The organism is Aporhodopirellula aestuarii (assembly GCF_023701485.1).
Lineage (GTDB): Bacteria > Planctomycetota > Planctomycetia > Pirellulales > Pirellulaceae > Rhodopirellula > Rhodopirellula aestuarii.
The window spans coordinates 25,676-43,792 of sequence record NZ_JAMQBK010000088.1 but is presented as its reverse complement, the minus strand read 5'-3'; the positions used below and the strand labels follow the sequence as shown (position 1 = coordinate 43,792).

Here is an 18,117-nt window from a genome sequence, read left to right as displayed (position 1 = left end):
AACGAGAACTCACCATGGAAACCGTGTTACTAGGTTTCGTTTTGATGCTGTCGATCTTTTTGGGATTCGAATTAATCTCAAAAGTTCCCGCAACGTTGCACACGCCCTTGATGTCGGGCGCCAATGCGATTTCGGGGATCACCGTCGTCGGGGCCCTCACCCTGGCCGGAGGCGAGATGGCCGCGTGGGCCACGTGGCTCGGTGCGATCGCGGTGTTCTTCGCAACCATTAACGTCGTCGGCGGCTACATGGTCACCGACCGCATGCTCGGCATGTTTAAAAAGAAAGATGAACCGGAGGCACGATCATGAGCCCAGAATGGATTGGTGCCGTCTACATCGTCTCGGCGATTCTATTTGTCTTCGGATTAAAACTGCTTAGCTCGCCCGCCACCGCGGTGCGGGGAAATCAACTCTCATCTCTCGGGATGCTGGTCGCCGTCGTTGTCACGCTCAGCTCGAAAGAGATCATCGATTTCCGCTGGATCGCCGTCGCCGCAGTACTCGGCACGATCGTCGGCGCGGTCGCGGCCCGGCGAGTCGCCATGACGGGCATGCCCGAAATGGTGGCCTTGTTCAACGGGTCCGGTGGTATCGCCAGCCTGTTTGTCGGATGGGCGGCACTCGACATGGGCGGCGGACCCGATGCCGACCTATCGCAATCCGCCTTCACGATCATCACGATTTTGATCTCGATTCTGATCGGTGGCGTGACGTTTTCGGGCAGCATCGTGGCATGGGGGAAATTGTCCGAAACGATGCCCAGCCGCGCGATCTCGTTACCCGGTCAACAATTCATCAGCCTCCTGCTGCTCGTCGTCACCATCGGCTGCGGCGCCGCAATGGTGGCCCAGCCGGAGATTTGGAACTCAACGCTGATCTACGCGGTCATCGCCCTCTCGCTCGTCCTCGGCGTGATGGCGGTGATTCCGATCGGCGGCGCCGACATGCCCGTCGTGATCTCACTGCTCAACAGCTATTCCGGTCTCGCCGCCTGTGCCGCAGGTCTCGCGATCAACAACACGATTCTGATTGTTGCCGGTGCCCTCGTCGGCGCCGCCGGGATCATCCTGACCAACATCATGTGCAAAGCGATGAACCGCTCGCTGAGCCACGTGCTGTTCTCCGGGTTCACGGCGGCAAAAACCGCGACCAAGGTCGAAGGCGAAGTCAAACCGATCGTCCCCGAGGACGCGTATCTCATCCTGGAAGCCGCTTCCTCAGTTGTCATGGTCCCCGGCTATGGCATGGCGGTGGCGCAGGCCCAACACGTGGTGCGAGAACTCGGCGAATTGCTCGAACAGAACGGTGCCGAAGTCAGCTACGCGATCCACCCGGTCGCCGGACGGATGCCCGGTCACATGAACGTGCTGCTGGCCGAAGCCAACGTCCCCTACGACCAATTGGTCGAGATGGAAGACATCAACCGGAGAATCGAAAACGTCGATGTCGCGATCGTGATCGGGGCCAATGACGTGGTCAATCCGGCCGCCCGCGAAGACGAAAACAGCCCGATCTACGGGATGCCGATCATCAACGTCGACCACGCCCGGACCGTCTTTGTGCTCAAACGCTCGATGGCGTCCGGTTTCTCTGGCGTCGATAACCCGTTGTTCTTTGGCCAAAACACGCGAATGCTCTTCGGCGACGCCAAACAATCCCTGTCCAGCGTGATCGCCGCGTTCAAGGGTTGAAATCGCGTATTTTGACGGGCATGAGAGGTACCTTTGACCACCGACTGCGTTCTCTATAGGTTGCGGGTTGCCCACACCCCGCAAAACAGCATCATGCCCACCAAAACCACTCTTCTTTGCAATGTCTTCTCCTCAAAGTCGCTCCCGATTTGTTTCGGTTTCTAACGGCATCGAATTCCTACTGATCCCCCGTTCGGAGCTTCCGAAAGCGGAAGCCAACGGCTACTACCGGCCCGAAAGTCGGGGGTTGATGATTCTCGAAAAGGACGGGCGGCTGTTCGAAGTCCCCGTCGAGAAGGGCGGGACTGCCGAACACCAGGGCTACCGTGACGTGCTATCGCGCGAACGGCGGAAATCAAACCCGGCGAAAGAGATCACCTCGCCAGACACTACGTCGAACTCGCCGGTCCCGACGTTAAAAGCGCCGACCACGGATTCGGCCGTCGAAGTCGACAATGCCACCCCCCCGAAAATCGAACAGCCCAAAGCACAACCGCAACCCGCCGAATCCCCTCAGCCTCAAACCATCGCACCTCTGTCGATGGTCGCAGCCATCGAACGGTCCGAGCGTGAAGCCGAAGAATTGCGTCTCGAACAGCAACGGCAAATCGAGGAGCAAACGGGATGGCGCAAAGAATGGCTCCGCTTTCAGTTCTGGTTCGCCGAGCGACGTGACGCATACTTGCGCCAATTAGGGACCAACAGCATCAGTGTCTTGATCCACGTGGCGATCGTTCTGATGTTGGCGAGTTTCTACTTGGTAAACCCAGAAAAACAGAAGTTCGTGATCGTCGCGGCGCCGAGTTCGAGCGACAACGTCGTCGAAGAGTTCACGATCGAAACCGAACCCATCGAGATCACCGAGCCGACCGAGGAACCCGAGGCCGATTCGGCGCCGGTTGAGGAAGTCGTCCCTGACGTCACCGAAACAGCCACCACGCCGGATTTTCTTTCCGCCGTGAACTTCGCATCGATCAAGCCGCCCACAACACCCGCCAAAGCCTCGACAACCCCGGGCACGGGGATCGCATCGGTCAAAGGAAAACCGACGTTTTTCGGCAGCAAGTTTGCCGCGATCAACAATGTGTTCGTGATCGACAACTCCAACAGCATGACAAGAGGGCGATTCGAAACGGCCCTCATCCAACTCATGCTGACCGTCAACCAACTCACGCCCAAACAGCGTTTCTACGTCATTTTCTACAGCGACACGGCATACGGGATGATGCACCCGAACACCGTGCCCAATCTGGTCGCCGCCACACCGCGAAACAAAGCCTTACTCGCCAATTGGCTCGATACGGTACCACTATGCCTGAGAACGAACGGTAAAAAGGCCATTCAAATCGCGCTCGATCTCAAACCCGACGTCATCTACGTGCTCGGCGACGGTGCCTTCACCGATGGTGCCGCTCAATATTTCGCCTCCAGGCCGAATCCCAATATCGTGATCCACACACGAGGAATGGAGGTCCAGAAAAAGGATGCCGCTCAATTTGAATTACTGGCAACCAGCCACAAGGGAAACTATCGTGATGTCGGCGTGATGCCAGAAGGGGCGGCAATGGCGCAGCGATATCCTCGCCCAAGAAACTCCACCCGAGGCCCCATCTGGGGCATCATGTTGAAACCGAAATAATTACGAACTAATTACTCGGCGTCACGAAAGCTACCGGAGTATCTTCCATCACTGATTCAACGTCAAAAAACAAAGGCATTTGCCCGGTTTGCCTCAAAGTGCACCGACTCGGGCAAACGCTGGGTACTTCGCTGCGATGTGACTGCGGGGCTACCCTCTTTGTATCTCTCCAGGGCCGACTGGTAACCGCCATCGACAACCAACGGCCCGAGCTGGATGATTCCGCAGTTCCGATCCGTGACGATGCAACGACGGATGACGACGCGCCGCTTGATGACGATGCACCGAACCGTGATGACGCGCTGAGCGATGACGACGCACCGAACCTGGATGACGAACCGAGCGGTGACGACGAGCCGACCACGTCGCCGATCATCACGTTAGACACCGAAGACAAGGCTCCGAAAAAACGCAAGAACAAGGATGCCAAAAAGCGTGATGAGAAAGCGGACGAAGAGCGTCCCAGCAGGAGAAATCGAAAAAAGAACTCCTGGCCCCTGATCGCAGGTGCGGGTTTCGTCGCGTTATTGTTGTTGACATCCATCACGATGTTTTTGCTGCAATCAACTGGCGGTGACCAATCCCAGTCCGCCCGCGATCGATCAAACGCGGCCAAGCAAAAACAAGCGGCCGCGCCCCCCAAAAAAGCCGTCATCAAACCCGGGACGCTTAAGAATCTCGTCGCGCAAGTACCCACTCCGCTGTTCGCGCAACCCACCGCCAATGTTTTGGGCGCCACGGAAAAAAACACATCTGCCACCCAAACAAAAAAACCAATCGCGAGCGCACCTGCCGAATCCGAACGTTCACCGTACGGCGGTCAGACCCAAGCGCCTGTCACTTCACTTCCCGAGCGAGTCGAACCCCGTCAACGAATCCCGCTCATCGAACCCGCCAAGTCGTCGAATTACTTTGACGAAGCGTACAACGTCGCCTATCAGAACTACGAGGCGTGGGCCGAACTCGGAGACAAAGCGACCGATAGCGAAGAGTATCAAACCAAGCTCGGCGAGACGCTCGGCGCTGTCAAAGTCGCCTACGGTTTATCGCTCAGACGTGACAATCTCGAGAAACGAAACGAGCTGCTTTATCTGCTCGCATTTCTATCGCTCAAGGCTGGCCACTTGATGGAGGCTGCCATCTATGGCGAAACGGCCGCACGCCTCGGCGACCCCGAGGAGAGTGCGACCCGTGACGCAGCATTCATCGCATTGGCAGCCGTCCAAGAAGCCTCATCAAACCACTGGGGTATCCCCGAAGAAGTGGGTGAGCTTCGCTTTATGGAAACGATCGCCCAGTTGATCGAAACGAAATGGCCGGACGATCCCCAACGGGATCAACTCTGGTTCACGCTCGGTCAATTGTATGCCGCCTTCGAGCATCCCAAGCTTGCCGTCGATGCGTACTCCCACGTCGGCAAAGATTCCGACGCGTACGTCGACGCCAAGATCGCTTCGGGCGTCGCGTATTGGTCGATTTTTCTAACCGAGGCCAGCCACCGGGATGCCGATCCGGATGCCATGCTCGACCTCTTAAAGAAATCGAGCGACGAGTTCCGCGCCGCCGTGACGGCAATGGAAGCGGATCTCAAAAAGCCAACGATGCGACTACTCACGGCCAAACAAATGCTCGCCGTCATCGCCGACCGCACCGGCGATACCACCGACGTCATCCGCTGGACGACGAAGGGTAAGTTTCCAGTGGTCGGCTCAATCCGCGTCAAGAAAACCGGAAACCCCAAAACCATTGTCGTCCCTGCCGCGTTTGCCCAAACGATCTTCCAACTCGTCTACAAAGCGCAAACGGCAGAAGGCGACCTCCAAGGAGCACAAAAGTCACTCGAAACCCTTGACGTTATGTTGGGTAAACAAAGCGGCAGCCAGGTGCAGTCGATGCAGTACGCCACAGCCATTCGCCGATTCAAGGAAGTCCTCGCTCAGGACACGGTCTCCATGAGCGACGTCAAGATGCTCGACGAAACGCTCGCGAAAACCCCGCCCAACTCAACCGCTGCCGGCCTGCAAGATCAATTGTGGATGGCTCAGTCCTGGGCCACGCTCGCGGAAAAGGCCCCCAACGACGACCTCGCCCGGAAATGTTATGAGCGGGCGGCGAAGTCGTGTGAAACGATCCTCTCCGCAAAAACTTTGCCACAAAACATGTTGGCGCCGACTCAAGTTCGCCAGGCCGAATGGCTGCGTCTGGCAGGCAAAACGGAAGCATCATTGGCCGTGATTTCCCAGATTTTGGAAACAACCCCCAACGTCTTTGACTTGCAGAGACAAGCGGCATTGACGCTCGAAGAACTCGCCATCCAAAACGATTCCGAAGATAAATTACGGGCGGCGATCCAAAGTTCGAAAGACCAACCGTCGATCTGGGGTTGGTCCAAACTCGCCGTCAATTTGCATCGACTGCGATACTCCGAACGTGGCACCGAACAACACGCCATGTCGCTACTCGAAGCTCACTTCCATCTCGCACGCTGTCGATGGATGCTTGCCCAGGTCGTCGATAGCGATTCGGAACGCGCGTCGCTTGAGAAACAAACTCTCAAACAGATCGCGAGTGCCCGACTGGCAATCCCCGAAGGTAGCGAGGCAGAAAACAAGTGGCTCGACACCTTCAATAAACTCGAGACGGTTGTCTCCGGTAGCAAATGAGAACGCGACGATCGCGTAGGCGGCTCATGCTCTCGTAGCGATTAGAGGCTGGTCTCGATCTCCTCGGCGCTGGCCCGGGTTCCGAGTTTCCCCCACAATCCATACGGACTAAACGAACCCGGTTCACGCGGCCCGGTGCCACCGAACATCACCGTGCCGGTATCGGGATTCCCCGATTCGATCGAGTCGGTAATGAACTTAATCGCACCGTCTCCCATCAAAACATGCGTGCCACCTTGATGGCGACTCGACGACGACAGAACGCCGATCCCCGAATCGCCACCGGCAAGACAGACCTCAGAATTAGGCGGTAGGATGGTATTCATCCCCGTGTACAAAGCCGCCCCGTCGGCCCACCGGAATCCTCGACGTTGGTTGCTGCTGCCGATCCCAGCGGGTGCCTCCGGCTCATTCTGGGGAATCCAGAACTGCGGGCGCAGCGACGAAATTTGATCTCGGCAAAGCGTCGGAGTGTCATGAATCATCGCCCACGAATTCAACAGCGATCCACTGGTACGCTTGTCCCGATCACCTAAATCGGTACAGATTTCACCAGCCATAATCGTATTGGCGAGCCCATCCAAGACATCGCGAAATCGCGTCACCGCACGCGGAACAAACACGCCACGTCCCGACGCCTCAACCTGTGATTTGCGATCATCTACCCAAGTCAATGACTCAGAATCCCATCGAGTTGCCCCGGTATTGAGCCAATGGGTTGCATCCCCCAAGCAGGCGGAATAGTTGGTGCGACCGTGCGAAGGCAAACCCAGTCCCGGATCCGATGGACAACGAAATGTCGGAATCTCTGTTTGCCATGGATTAAATTGCCGCGTCCACGGGGCCGGCCCCATCGCCGCGAATGGGACATCTCGTTCTTGGTCGTCTTCGCCCGTCGTGATTTGTTCCCATAGCGACTGAGATTCGACAAAGGGTAGAAGGCCTACGAGGAAACTCAGCCGATAGCGGTTGTTACCCGGTGGCGACGTTCCACCTGAATCCGAATTGGGATCGTACGTGCCACCCATCTGCATCGGCAACCGATCGTATGCGGAATGATAGTTGTGCAGCCCCAGCCCGATTTGTTTGAAGTTGTTGCTGCAACTCATCCGCCGCGCCGCTTCTTTCGCACCGCGTGTCGCGGGCAGCAGCAATCCAACAAGCACTCCAATGATGACAATCACCACGAACAGCTCAACGACAGTGAACCCACGTCTGGCACTACTTTTTCCCATCACGTTTCTTTCGATTTTGCAATTCACACGTGTCCCCTTATTCGGATTGACCGGCCGAAAGCTCACGCATTTCGAGATCGTAGTTTTGATAGTCGGCCGGCGTCGAGAATTCTTCGTCGGCATCAGGCACCCGAATAAACGGTTCGCCATTGCAACCGACCACCCCAAAGAGCAACAGGGTTGCCAAACCACTCCATCGAATGAATTCCCGCCTCATCGTGACCCCCCGTTTTCGACTTGGATGACCGCACTCGTCCCCGAACTGAATTGTCGCGGTTTTGGATACGCAAAGCAAATTTCGTAGATCATCAGCGGAATCAACCAACTGATCCACGAATTCAATTGATAAGACCGCTCCGATTCCCAACCCGTCACGATCGCCGCACCCGCGATCAGCCTCAACAGCAACGGGGACGCCAGCAGCACGAAAGATCTCGTCGCCCAACGACGATGGGCAACAAATTTGCGATTCCGCGCACGCCATACTGCCATGACCAGACAGGCCGCCGTGGCCACGTTCAACGAAATGAACCCCGCCGCTGAAATTGGACCCGCGTAGGCATCTTTCGCCATCACCATGCCGCTCGGCACGACCACCAACAACACCAAGATGAACTGAATCCGCCCGGCGAAGCGATGCATCACCTGCCATCGTTTCTTGCCGCCGCTGACCACCAAGAAAGTCGCTAACACCAACGCGATCGGACTCGAAAGGATATGAACGTAAAACGCCTGTCGATATCCGCCCGTGAACGAGTGCCGCCGCCCACTCAGAAAATTAGATTCAAAATCTGCCGGAAAGTACCTTCGATACTCTATGACGATCGACAGAAACACCTTGACCAACACCAACACAACCGCCCAAAACAATATCCGGGCAAGTAACTCACGGCGACGAAACTTTCCGTCATCGCGCTCATCTCGGTTTATCGTTTGAGCCATCGGGGTCCACGTGATCAACAAGTCAACAGACCGCTGAGTATACCCAAACCACGATGCCAGCGTCCTCTCACACAGGGTCTATCACACAGGGTCCTACGAGACTGCGTCATCAGACACCGGCGTTTTCAACGTTTCGGACCGCGCGACGGATTCCCACCCGCCCAAACGAAGCTTATCCGTTGCTTGTGGAGAAATAGAGATCGATGATGTCCTGCAGTGCCTCCCGCGCCGCCTCACCATCGGCATCGCTATAGCTTGCAGCCGTGGCGCGATACCAACCGGTGCCGTAAAGCGGATTGGTCAGCTTGCCCAGGCCGTTGGGATAAACGCGTTTGAGGTGTTGTTGAAAAGCGAGATTCGACATCGGGACGAGCGTCTTGTAGTGTTCCAGCCGCTCGTAGATTTCTCGCGACGGTTTCAATCCCGCGTTCTGAATCGACTTAGCAAGAAGATCGGGCCGCTCCGGCTGAACGCCCCAAAAGTGAATCAGCGGCCTTAGATCCGCACCGGCAGCCTTTGACAACCTCAGAATACGACTGTCGGTTGGATCTGAGTTTTGCGGAACTCGGTTGCCTGGTTTCCAGTTGTCGTTTTCTTCCGTCCAGAAGCGGTTCAGTGCGTCCCAGCCGAACAGGTTGGCAATCTCGACATATTTCCCATAGCCCCGATGTTGATATTTCACTTCATCACCGGGTCGATTGGTGATGTTCATCGGATTGCCTTTGCGAAAGTTCTCCGTAACCATCCACATGATTGCCACCTCATCGAGCGTGAGATGGCTCATCCCGTTGACCGAACTCCCAAACGCTTTGTCGAGACTCCAACCAAACTTTCGGTTCATGATCGCGACGTGCGGAAGATTCACGAGCGCTTCGGTTTCGCCCCTGAACTTCGAGCAAAACTGGGAATGCCCGACTTCGTGGAACACTGTCCAGTCGGCAAATTGCGGTCCCTTGATCATCCATAGATCCCGGCACTGTTCCGGGCGATAGGGATCGTACGGGTAGTTGGATTGTGGATAGCCGGGGAAGTTGGCTGAACCCCGCATCGTCACATCCGGCTGCAGATACAACACCGTCTTGGAACGAACCAACGGATGCCCGAAAAGCTCTGAGACGGCATCCATGGCCTTGTCCCAATCTTGCATCAACGTGGCCGGATTATTGAGAGCTTGCAGCCACGGCGTCGGGATCTGCATCATGAATTTGTCCGTTTCAAAATCAGCCCACGGACCAGGCTGCCGGCGTTCGACGGCGTTCCATTCCCGCAGCGTTGTCTTGTCAAAACTGCGCATCGAAAAGAACGGTGCCCGAACGGCGTTCTTGACCCAAACCTTCACGATTCCGGCATTCGCCTTGTAAGGCACCTCGATGTAGATCCCACCTCCCAACGGATTGGCGACCAACGTGCGAGATTGAGTGATCGGATAAACCAATGACACACGATCCAGACGTTCGATCGTTTTCTTTTTGCTGAGATCCCACGAATGCGCGCCCACGCGAATGGAATATCCCTTGTTCACCATCGTCGGTGGAACCGCCACATCGGCAATCGCACCGGGCGGCAGGTACCATCCCGTGCACCGTCGGGCGGCATTTTCGGAACCAGCCACGGGGCTACCGATTGCAGCCGGATGTGAAGCGTTGATATTCACCGAGTGGACCTCGTTCGGTTCACCCGACTGCTTCACCATCCCGGGGAAATACATGGATGTTTTGAAGTAAAAGCCATCAACTAAACGACGGTACTTTTTCAAGTTATCGGGCGTGAAAGCGTGATCCAATAATCCTTGCTGGACCGCGAACATCGCGTGCTCCAATTCCATCCCACGAGCCACCTCTCTGGCAAATCCATTTTTCGTTTTTGGAGTCAGAAACAGTGGACCGTGTTTTTCTTCAAAGAGCCTCACCAAATTGAAAGCTTTGGCCAGCGATTCTGAATCCGAAGCGAAATCTTCACTGTTGTTTTTGATGACAACCGTCAGTTGACGCTGCTCTTCGGGACTGAGCATTTTGTCGCCATCGATATGATGGTGCAGTTGAGTCAAAGCGGTCGTGATCACGCTTTCGTTCGCCGACAACTCGCCCGTGACGGCAACACATACGAAAGCTAAAAACAACCGAAAAAACATCGACTTACCCTTATCTCAAACCATTGAACGCCCGTGGCACTCAATAGACACCAAAACGGATTCAAGTGAAGGAGTTGGTCACATCTACCGCACCTTCGACATGAAGACAGCATGACACTCATCACAAGACCATTGCCGTCTCCCCCAAGCGTGCCCCCTCCGAATCAAACAAAAATGACTGTCGATTTGGTAGTCAAATTTGCCGCGATATCCTTACCCCGAAGGATGCTGGCAAATTCAACGACGTCATTTCATTTCCGCTTCATCCTGACCTATCTGCGACACTCGCACTCGGAGCCTTCACTATAACTTGGATAGGCAATTCTGCTGTAGCGAGATACTCACATCACCACGTCACTGAACCGTCGTGACCGTTCGATCCAACAACATCGGCTGTCGTATCGCAAAGATTATGCGCAGCCCAAGTGAGCGTATGAGTTGATGCGCACGTTGGTCAAATTGTCCGCTTGCAAAAAAAATTTGACAAAAAAGCAGATCACGTGAGGCCGGACCGCGCCGCAGGCGACAAAGACGCCGTGGGGCGTTGCCCCAGGCTGAGGTGAATGTGGCCGTTGGCCACGAAATGATGCCTGTTGATCGTCTGAAAGTCTGCCGGTCGGGATTAGGCCAAAGGCCTATGTTCACCGTAGACAGAGGCAACGCCCCTGGATGCGAAGGGCGCACCAAACGGATTGGCCAACGGCCATATTCATCCTTCCGCGTTGCCAGCATCCGGGTGATGATGGCCGTTGGCCAACGTTTGGTTGCCGGTTCACGAGCTCCTGGGGCGTTGCCCCAGGCTGAGGTGAATGTGGCCCTTGGCCACGAAATGATGCCTGTTGATCGTGTGAAAGTCTGCCGGTCAGGATAGGCCAAAGGCCTATGTTCACCGTAGACAGGGGCAACGCCCCTGGATGCGAAGGGCGCACCAAACGGATTGGCCAACGGCCATATTCATCCTTCCGTGTTGCGAGCATCCGGGTGACGACGGCCGTTGGCCAACGTTTGGCTGCCGGTCTACGAGGTCCTGGGGCGTTGCCCCAGGCTGAGGTGAATGTGGCCGTTGGCCACGGCATGACGCCTGTTGATCGTGTGAGAGTCTGCCGGGGCGTGTGATAGGCCAAAGGCCTACATTCACCGTAGACAGGGGCAACGCCCCTGAATGCGAAGGGCGCACCAAACGGATTGGCCAACGGCCATATTCATCCTGCCGCGTTGCGAGGATCCCAGAGGTCCTGGGGCGTTGCACCAGGCAACGGTGATTGTGGCCGTGGGACGTTGAGTGATTTTGTGCGTTTCGCTACTTTTGAAATCCCGCGGATGCCGTCCAGCTACGCACCATCGCCGAGGTCGAGCCGATCGCCGTAGCGTCGCAACACTTGATCCCGCAATCCCGCGAGTTCCTCCGCCTGCATGCCCGGATCTTCATCGATCAGCTCTTGCGCCATGGTGCGAGCGACTTGCAAGATTTCGATGTCTCGGTTGAGATCCGCGATCCGAAGAGGTGCCAACCCACTTTGCTTTCGCCCCAGCATGTCACCCGGTCCACGTAAACGAAAATCCGCTTCGGCAAGTTCGAAACCATCTGAGGTTTGCTCAAACACTTTCAATCGCTCGCTGTCCTCGGGTGATCCCTCACCATCGGTAAACACACATAAGTAACCGGCATGCACACCACGCGAGATCCGACCGCGCAACTGGTGCAGCTGGGCGAGACCGAAACGATTGCCACCGAGAATCGTCATCACCGTTGCGTTAGCGACATCCACGCCGACTTCGATCACCGTGGTGCTGACGAGAACATCGATCTCACCATCGGCAAACCGCTGCATCACGTCCTGTTTCGCTTCCGGTTTCATCCGCCCGTGCAACAGTTCGACCCGATGCTCTTTGAGGACGTTGTCCCGTAGATTTTCGAACGTGCGACTGACTGATGTCACGTCCTCCACCTCATCGAGCAGCGTCAACTCGTCGAGGTCGTCAGGCGACTCGGTGGATGGATCACGGGGGACCGATTCGTTGCCGACTCGTGGCGCGACCACGTAGGCTTGCCGTCCTTCCGCGATCCGCTGTCTGACAAAATCCCACCATCGATCACGCCACGAATCGACGGCGAGATACGTGTGCACCTCCCCGCGTCCGGCTGGTTTCTCGCGCAACGTGCTCAGGTCAACGTCACCGAACTGCGTCATCGCCACACTCCGAGGGATCGGAGTCGCCGACATCACCAGGTAATGCGGATCGACACCGCCTTCACGCAGTCGCACACGTTGCCGGACGCCGAACTTATGCTGCTCGTCGATCACACACAAACCGAGCGAATGAAAGTCGATGTCGTATACGAGGGCCTGCGTGCCGATAATCAAATCCAACTCACCCGACGCAATCTGTTCGAGCGTTTCGCGGCGCTGCGCAGCCGTTAACGAACCACACAACAGCCCTATTCGCACTCGACTGTCGGCGAGAATCTTGCTGAGTGTTTGGTAGTGTTGGCGGGCGAGCACTTCGGTCGGTGCCATCAACGTCGCTTGGTGCCCCGAGGCCACGGCGAGCATCATGGCAAAAATCGCGACGACCGTTTTGCCGCTGCCCACGTCACCTTGCAACAGCCGGTTCATCGGAAACTGACGCCCCATTTCACGAGTGATCTCATCGATCACACGGTTTTGATCTGCTGTCAATTCAAATGGGAAACGACGCAGAATACGTTGCCGAATTTTCGCCGTGCACGGCATCGCCGGCGCTTGCAATCGTCCGGTCAACGAAGTCCGCCGCATCGCCAAAGCGAGCTGCATGACGAACAATTCCTGAAAGATCAACCGTGTGCGGGCGGCGGTCAGTGCCTCGGCCGAGGGCGGACCATGGATATCTCGCAGAGTCGTGCTGATACCCGGTAGATCCCCAACCAGTTCGATCCCCGCCTCCCGCAATCGCACTGACGCATCCGCCCGGATCGATGGCGGCATGACCTCCTTCACTCCACCGGCCAGCACGCTGGCAACCCGCCGCGTCAACCGCCGCAGTTCGTATTCCTTGACGCATTCGGTGAGCGGATAGACCGGCAGAATCTCGCCTTTGTTTTCGGGACTCTCTGCGTCCGCTTCGTCCGCCTCGATGAGTTCGTATTTCGGGTGCGTGAACTCCCATCGCAGCCCCGCGAGCTTCGGCGAACCGCTGAGCCGGACGATGCGATCGAAAATCAACTGCTCAGCTCGGAATGGCTGATTGAAAAAAACGATCCGCACCGCCCCCGAATCGTTTTCGACGATCGCTGCAAAAAGCGATTTCCCAGGTGTCCGGGAAACGAGTTCCGCGTCAGTGATTTTGCCGATGAACGTCGCCGGGCACCCCTCACGCAAATCGTCGACCCGCGTCGGTGGTGGCGGAAACTGATGCTCTCGCGGGAAAAAAAAGAGCACGTCCTGGGCCCTGCGCAGCCCCAATCTTCGCAACCGTTCCGCCCTGGCGGCCCCGACCCCGGGCAGATATTGGACCGGCGTGGAGGGCTCGAACTCAGGCGCAGGGGGCTCCACCGGCACCGAATCGGGCGACGCGACAGATTGCGGCGTGGGGTCGATGGGCTCAGCCAAAACGATGATTCAGGGGACGTGGAAAGAAGGCGAGACAATGGTGTTATCGTATCGTCTGCCGACGTCATCGACACGCCACCCTGTGGCTCGGCAGCAAATCGCCCCGGGACAAAATTCTCGGCCGGCGTCCGATCGCGAAAAGTGCGACTTGTCGAAGCCCCGCACAGCGGATATCTTCTGCCGACACACATGCGGATGTGGCGGAATTGGCAGACGCGCTAGACTCAGGATCTAGTGTCCGATAAGGACGTGGAGGTTCGAATCCTCTCATCCGTACTGATAAAGGGTTTTCACTCGTCGAGTGAAAACCCTTTTTTCGTTTCAGCACTCACTCCGAAAACGGTCACAAGGTTCTGCGGACGCTCGAGCCAGTAAATTGGCACGAGGTACATCCGAATCACTGAACCTTTTGCAACTGAAACAAGACCTGAAAACGATCTTCAGATGCCCGCAAAAAATCGACACGATCTAGCGATCCGACATCTCCGGTCAGCCGACCCGGTCATGAAACGCATCATCGATTCCGTTGGCCCCTGCACGCTCCGTCCGAACCCTGACCGGTTTCGAATGTTGGTCAATTCGATCATTTCGCAGCAGATTTCGACCGGTGCGGCCAGAGCGATCCGCAAACGACTCGATGAACTCGTCGGCGACGAAGGTGTCACCGCCGCCAGCCTCTCACGCTATTCCCCTGAGCAACTTCGCACCGCGGGCGTCTCGCCGCAGAAAGCGAGATACGTGCTCGATCTCGCGATCAAAGTGAACAATGCCGACATCGACCTGCAAAACATTGGTCGGTACTCCGATGACAAAGTGATCGAGCAGCTCACAATCGTCAAAGGCATCGGGAAATGGACCGCCCAAATGTTCCTAATCTTTTCGCTCGGTCGGCCCGACGTGTTCCCCCACGATGACCTCGGCGTTCGATCCGCTATCCGAGACCAATACGGACTCGATGAGTTGCCCGATCTCGCCACCAGCACTGCGATCGCATCGAAGTGGCGACCCCACGCATCCTTGGCGAGCTGGTATTGCTGGCGTTCGGCGGACGTCGGAAAAACCACGGGCAACCGATAGCTGCCGCAGTGCTACTTGAGATTCAGCGTTACTTAAGATTTTTAGAGTTTTGCGGAATCTTCAAGATTCCGGTGTGTAACCGTTTAGTGTCCCCACGCGACCATTTCAGCTATGATGCTGTTCTAGCGGCCACGACGTGAACAGCGAGTTGATTGAATCACCTCCCCCCAAAACCGCTCCCCGCCCCCCTCCACATGTGATTCCAATCACATCCCGCCCATTACTGCGTGTCGCCGTGAGTCAGAACCCGACCGTCCACGTACGAGGCCGTTTCTCCATTGCTGCGTTGCTCGCCGGCTGCGTTGTGGCGATCTCTGCATCGACGGCTCGATGTGCTGACGCAAACAACGAAGACGGCATCCGATTCTTTGAAGAAAAGGTCCGACCGTTGTTGTCGGCCAAGTGTTACGAATGCCATGGACCGGAGAAATCGGAAAGTGGACTCCGCCTTGATTCGCGGGCGAGCATTCTCAGAGGTGGAGCCAGCGACACGCCTGCGGCCCAAGACGGCGATCCCGAGCACAGCTTGTTGATCGAATCGGTCAAACACGAAGGTGACTACGAGATGCCACCGGACGAACCGTTGTCCGAGGCCGAAATCGATCATCTCCATCAGTGGATCAAGATGGGCATGCCATGGCCCGAGGAAGCACCGGTTAAACCAACCTTGACCGTCGAGCAGCGTGTCTCCGTTCATCGATCCGAACACTGGTCGCTGCAACCGGTCAAGTCACCCACCATTCCGGAATCCGATACAACGTCGAGTGTCGATTCTCCCCGAACCAAAATCGACCGCTTACTCGAACCCAAGCTCGCCGATGCCGGTCTTTCGTTTTCACCTGTAGCGGATCGCCGAACCTTAATTCGCCGCGCGACCTATGACTTGATCGGTTTGCCACCCACTCAGAAACAGATCGATGCATTTGTCAACGATGAGCGCCCCGATGCTTGGCCGCGACTGATCGATCAGCTACTCGATTCACCGCACTATGGGGAACGATGGGCCCGACACTGGCTCGACGTCGCCCGCTATGCCGACACCCGCGGCTATTCCCCGGGCGGCCGCGACAAACGTTTTCCGTTCGCATACACCTATCGTGACTGGGTCATCAAAGCATTCAATCGAGATTTGCCGTACGACGATTTCGTACGCTGCCAATTGGCGGCTGACATGATGGACTCCGCTGAACCCGCAGATCTCGCCGCCCTCGGCTTCTTGACCGTGGGACGTCAGTATCTCAACCGGCTCGATGTGATTGACGATCAAGTCGACGCGGTGACCCGTGGCATACTCGGACTAACGGTCAGTTGTGCCCGGTGTCACGATCACAAATTTGATGCCATCCCGACCCAAGACTACTACTCGCTGTTCAGCATCTTCGAAAACTGTTCTAGCCCAGACGAGCTGCCGCTGATTATCGACGAAGCGGAGAAAGCGAAGTTCAGTGAGTTCTTGGGTAAACTCGAAGCAGAAAAACAGGCTATTGAAAAACGGCTTGATGAAATCCACGAACAACTGAAAACACAAACGCAAGAGCATCCGACCGACTACTTGGCACGTGTGATCGAATCCAGTGCGGAACGCGAAGCATTCTTGCAAGAACAAGATTTTATCTCGCTCAAACCGATCGAAGTTCATCCCCGGCTTTTGAATCGCTGGAAAGCATTCGTCAACCGTAAAGACGCTGCGCGAATGAAAGTCTTCATGCCGTGGCATGAACTATTAGCACTTGGCGACGATGGTTTCGCCGAATCAGCTCAGCGGAAAATCGAAGGTTGGAACGAACTCCCCGCCGAAAAGCTCAACCCCTTGGTGCTTGATGCCTTATTGCAGCAACCACTCAAAAACAAGACCGAGCTGGCACGCGTCTACGGCAAATTGATTCACGATCAATGGGGAGCTCGCGATGAAGAAAACGCGAAGTCCGATCCGTCACGAAAGGCATTACTGGATCTGCTGTCGCTCGACGATTCGCCCTTGGTGATCAAACGCGAAAAAATCCGCGAGATGTTCGACCAAGGCCAGCGGAACGATGTTGCCAAGCGAGAAGGCAAGATCAACGAACTCAATTCCAACGCCCCCGAGGGACTCGATCGTGCGATGATCGTTGTCGACCGCGAACATCCCGGCGTCACGCGCGTGATGATCCGCGGCAATGCCGGGCGTCGAGGCGAAGAAGCCCCGCGACGATTCCTGAAACTGCTCTCGCCCGAAGATCGCCCTGTGTTTCAAAACGGAGCCGGGCGACTGGAGTTGGCCGACGCGATCGTCAGCAAAGACAATCCGCTCACCGCACGCGTGTTCGTCAACCGCGTCTGGATGCACCACTTCAACCAACCCTTGGTCGACACGCCGAGCGACTTCGGAATCCAGTGCCCCGAACCCGTGCAACGCGATGTGCTGGACTTTCTTGCGGCTGACTTCATGCAGAACGGTTGGTCGGTCAAACGATTGCATCGTCAGATCATGCTGTCGCATGCGTATCGTCAATCCAGCGTCAACCGAGACGACTGCCTGCAAGTCGATCCGGAAAACCGGCTGTGGTGGAGAATGAATCGTCGCCGGTTGGAGTTCGAATCGTTTCGCGACTCTTTGCTGGCCGTGGCCGGTAACCTGGATGCCAAATTGTTTGGTAAGTCTGCTCCCATTACGACGGCACCCTTCTCGCATCGACGTACGATTTACGGGACCATCGATCGCCAGGATCTACCGAACCTGTTTCGAGCGTTCGACTTTGCCAGCCCCGACCAAAGCGTTTCCAAACGCTCGCGAACGATCGTGCCGCAGCAATCGCTGTTCATGCTGAACTCGCCCTTCGCGATCGAACAGTCGCAACAACTCGTCGCCCACGTGAATTCCGAATCGGAACCGACCGACGACCAGCGAATCGCAAAGCTCTACCAAACCATCTTTGGTCGCCAGCCAACCGCCGAAGAGCTGGAAATCGGAAAACAGTTTGTAACCGTCGCGGAACCCCAGCTTTCTGAGCCTGAGTCTCCTGAAGCCCAATCTTCCGAAACGGGGAAAGCCGACGAGGCAGCTCAATCGGATGCCGCTTCGCAGACACCCGCCGCAAGCTTGGACGTTTGGACGCGGTACGCCCAAATGCTGCTGATGACCAACGAGTTCGAATTCATCGACTGAGA

Annotated in this window: 11 protein-coding genes and 1 tRNA gene; 7 read left to right on the top strand and 5 right to left on the bottom strand. The window is 56.4% G+C overall.

The window, feature by feature from the left end; translation table 11 throughout:
- Positions 1-14: 14 nt before the first annotated feature.
- The 4 genes from NB063_RS28240 to NB063_RS28225 all read left to right on the top strand — a co-directional run bounded on the left by NB063_RS28240 (position 15) and on the right by NB063_RS28225 (position 5,995).
- The gene (locus NB063_RS28240; protein WP_250932417.1) at positions 15-311 is read left to right on the top strand and encodes an NAD(P) transhydrogenase subunit alpha; all 297 of its coding nucleotides are present in this window, start codon (positions 15-17) and stop codon (positions 309-311) included.
- Positions 308-1,693, top strand: a complete 1,386-nt coding sequence (locus NB063_RS28235; protein ID WP_250932416.1) for an NAD(P)(+) transhydrogenase (Re/Si-specific) subunit beta — start codon at positions 308-310, stop codon at positions 1,691-1,693. The genes NB063_RS28240 and NB063_RS28235 overlap by 4 nt, the downstream gene beginning before the upstream one ends.
- Positions 1,694-1,814: 121 nt before the next feature.
- Positions 1,815-3,332, top strand: a complete 1,518-nt coding sequence (locus NB063_RS28230) for a VWA domain-containing protein (protein ID WP_250932415.1) — start codon at positions 1,815-1,817, stop codon at positions 3,330-3,332.
- A gap of 98 nt (positions 3,333-3,430) precedes the next feature.
- Complete coding sequence (locus NB063_RS28225) at positions 3,431-5,995, top strand: hypothetical protein (protein WP_250932414.1); 2,565 nt, start codon at positions 3,431-3,433, stop codon at positions 5,993-5,995.
- A 41-nt stretch (positions 5,996-6,036) separates the two neighbouring features.
- Here the strand turns inward: NB063_RS28225 and NB063_RS28220 are convergent, their stop codons facing one another.
- The 5 genes from NB063_RS28220 to recG form a co-directional block, all read right to left on the bottom strand.
- A complete protein-coding gene (locus NB063_RS28220) occupies positions 6,037-7,230 on the bottom strand; it encodes a DUF1559 domain-containing protein (RefSeq protein ID WP_250932413.1) in 1,194 nt (397 codons plus the stop codon).
- A gap of 37 nt (positions 7,231-7,267) precedes the next feature.
- Positions 7,268-7,447: a hypothetical protein gene (locus NB063_RS28215; protein WP_250932412.1), complete on the bottom strand. Its 180-nt coding sequence runs from the start codon at positions 7,445-7,447 to the stop codon at positions 7,268-7,270.
- Positions 7,444-8,172: a DUF2306 domain-containing protein gene (locus tag NB063_RS28210; RefSeq protein ID WP_250932411.1), complete on the bottom strand. Its 729-nt coding sequence runs from the start codon at positions 8,170-8,172 to the stop codon at positions 7,444-7,446. The genes NB063_RS28215 and NB063_RS28210 overlap by 4 nt, the downstream gene beginning before the upstream one ends.
- Before the next feature lie 172 nt (positions 8,173-8,344).
- Positions 8,345-10,303 carry a M60 family metallopeptidase gene (locus NB063_RS28205; protein WP_250932410.1) on the bottom strand — a complete coding sequence of 653 codons (1,959 nt, stop codon included), beginning with the start codon at positions 10,301-10,303 and terminating at the stop codon, positions 8,345-8,347.
- A gap of 1,331 nt (positions 10,304-11,634) precedes the next feature.
- Complete coding sequence (gene recG, locus NB063_RS28200; protein ID WP_250932438.1) at positions 11,635-13,842, bottom strand: ATP-dependent DNA helicase RecG; 2,208 nt, start codon at positions 13,840-13,842, stop codon at positions 11,635-11,637.
- A 242-nt stretch (positions 13,843-14,084) separates the two neighbouring features.
- Here recG and NB063_RS28195 point away from each other — a divergent pair.
- From NB063_RS28195 to NB063_RS28185, 3 genes are all read left to right on the top strand, one after another.
- Positions 14,085-14,169: transfer RNA gene (locus NB063_RS28195), tRNA-Leu, on the top strand.
- A gap of 228 nt (positions 14,170-14,397) precedes the next feature.
- Positions 14,398-14,970: a DNA-3-methyladenine glycosylase family protein gene (locus NB063_RS28190; protein WP_250932409.1), complete on the top strand. Its 573-nt coding sequence runs from the start codon at positions 14,398-14,400 to the stop codon at positions 14,968-14,970.
- Between the two features lie 196 nt (positions 14,971-15,166).
- Positions 15,167-18,115 carry a PSD1 and planctomycete cytochrome C domain-containing protein gene (locus NB063_RS28185; protein WP_250932408.1) on the top strand — a complete coding sequence of 983 codons (2,949 nt, stop codon included), beginning with the start codon at positions 15,167-15,169 and terminating at the stop codon, positions 18,113-18,115.
- Positions 18,116-18,117 lie beyond the last annotated feature (2 nt).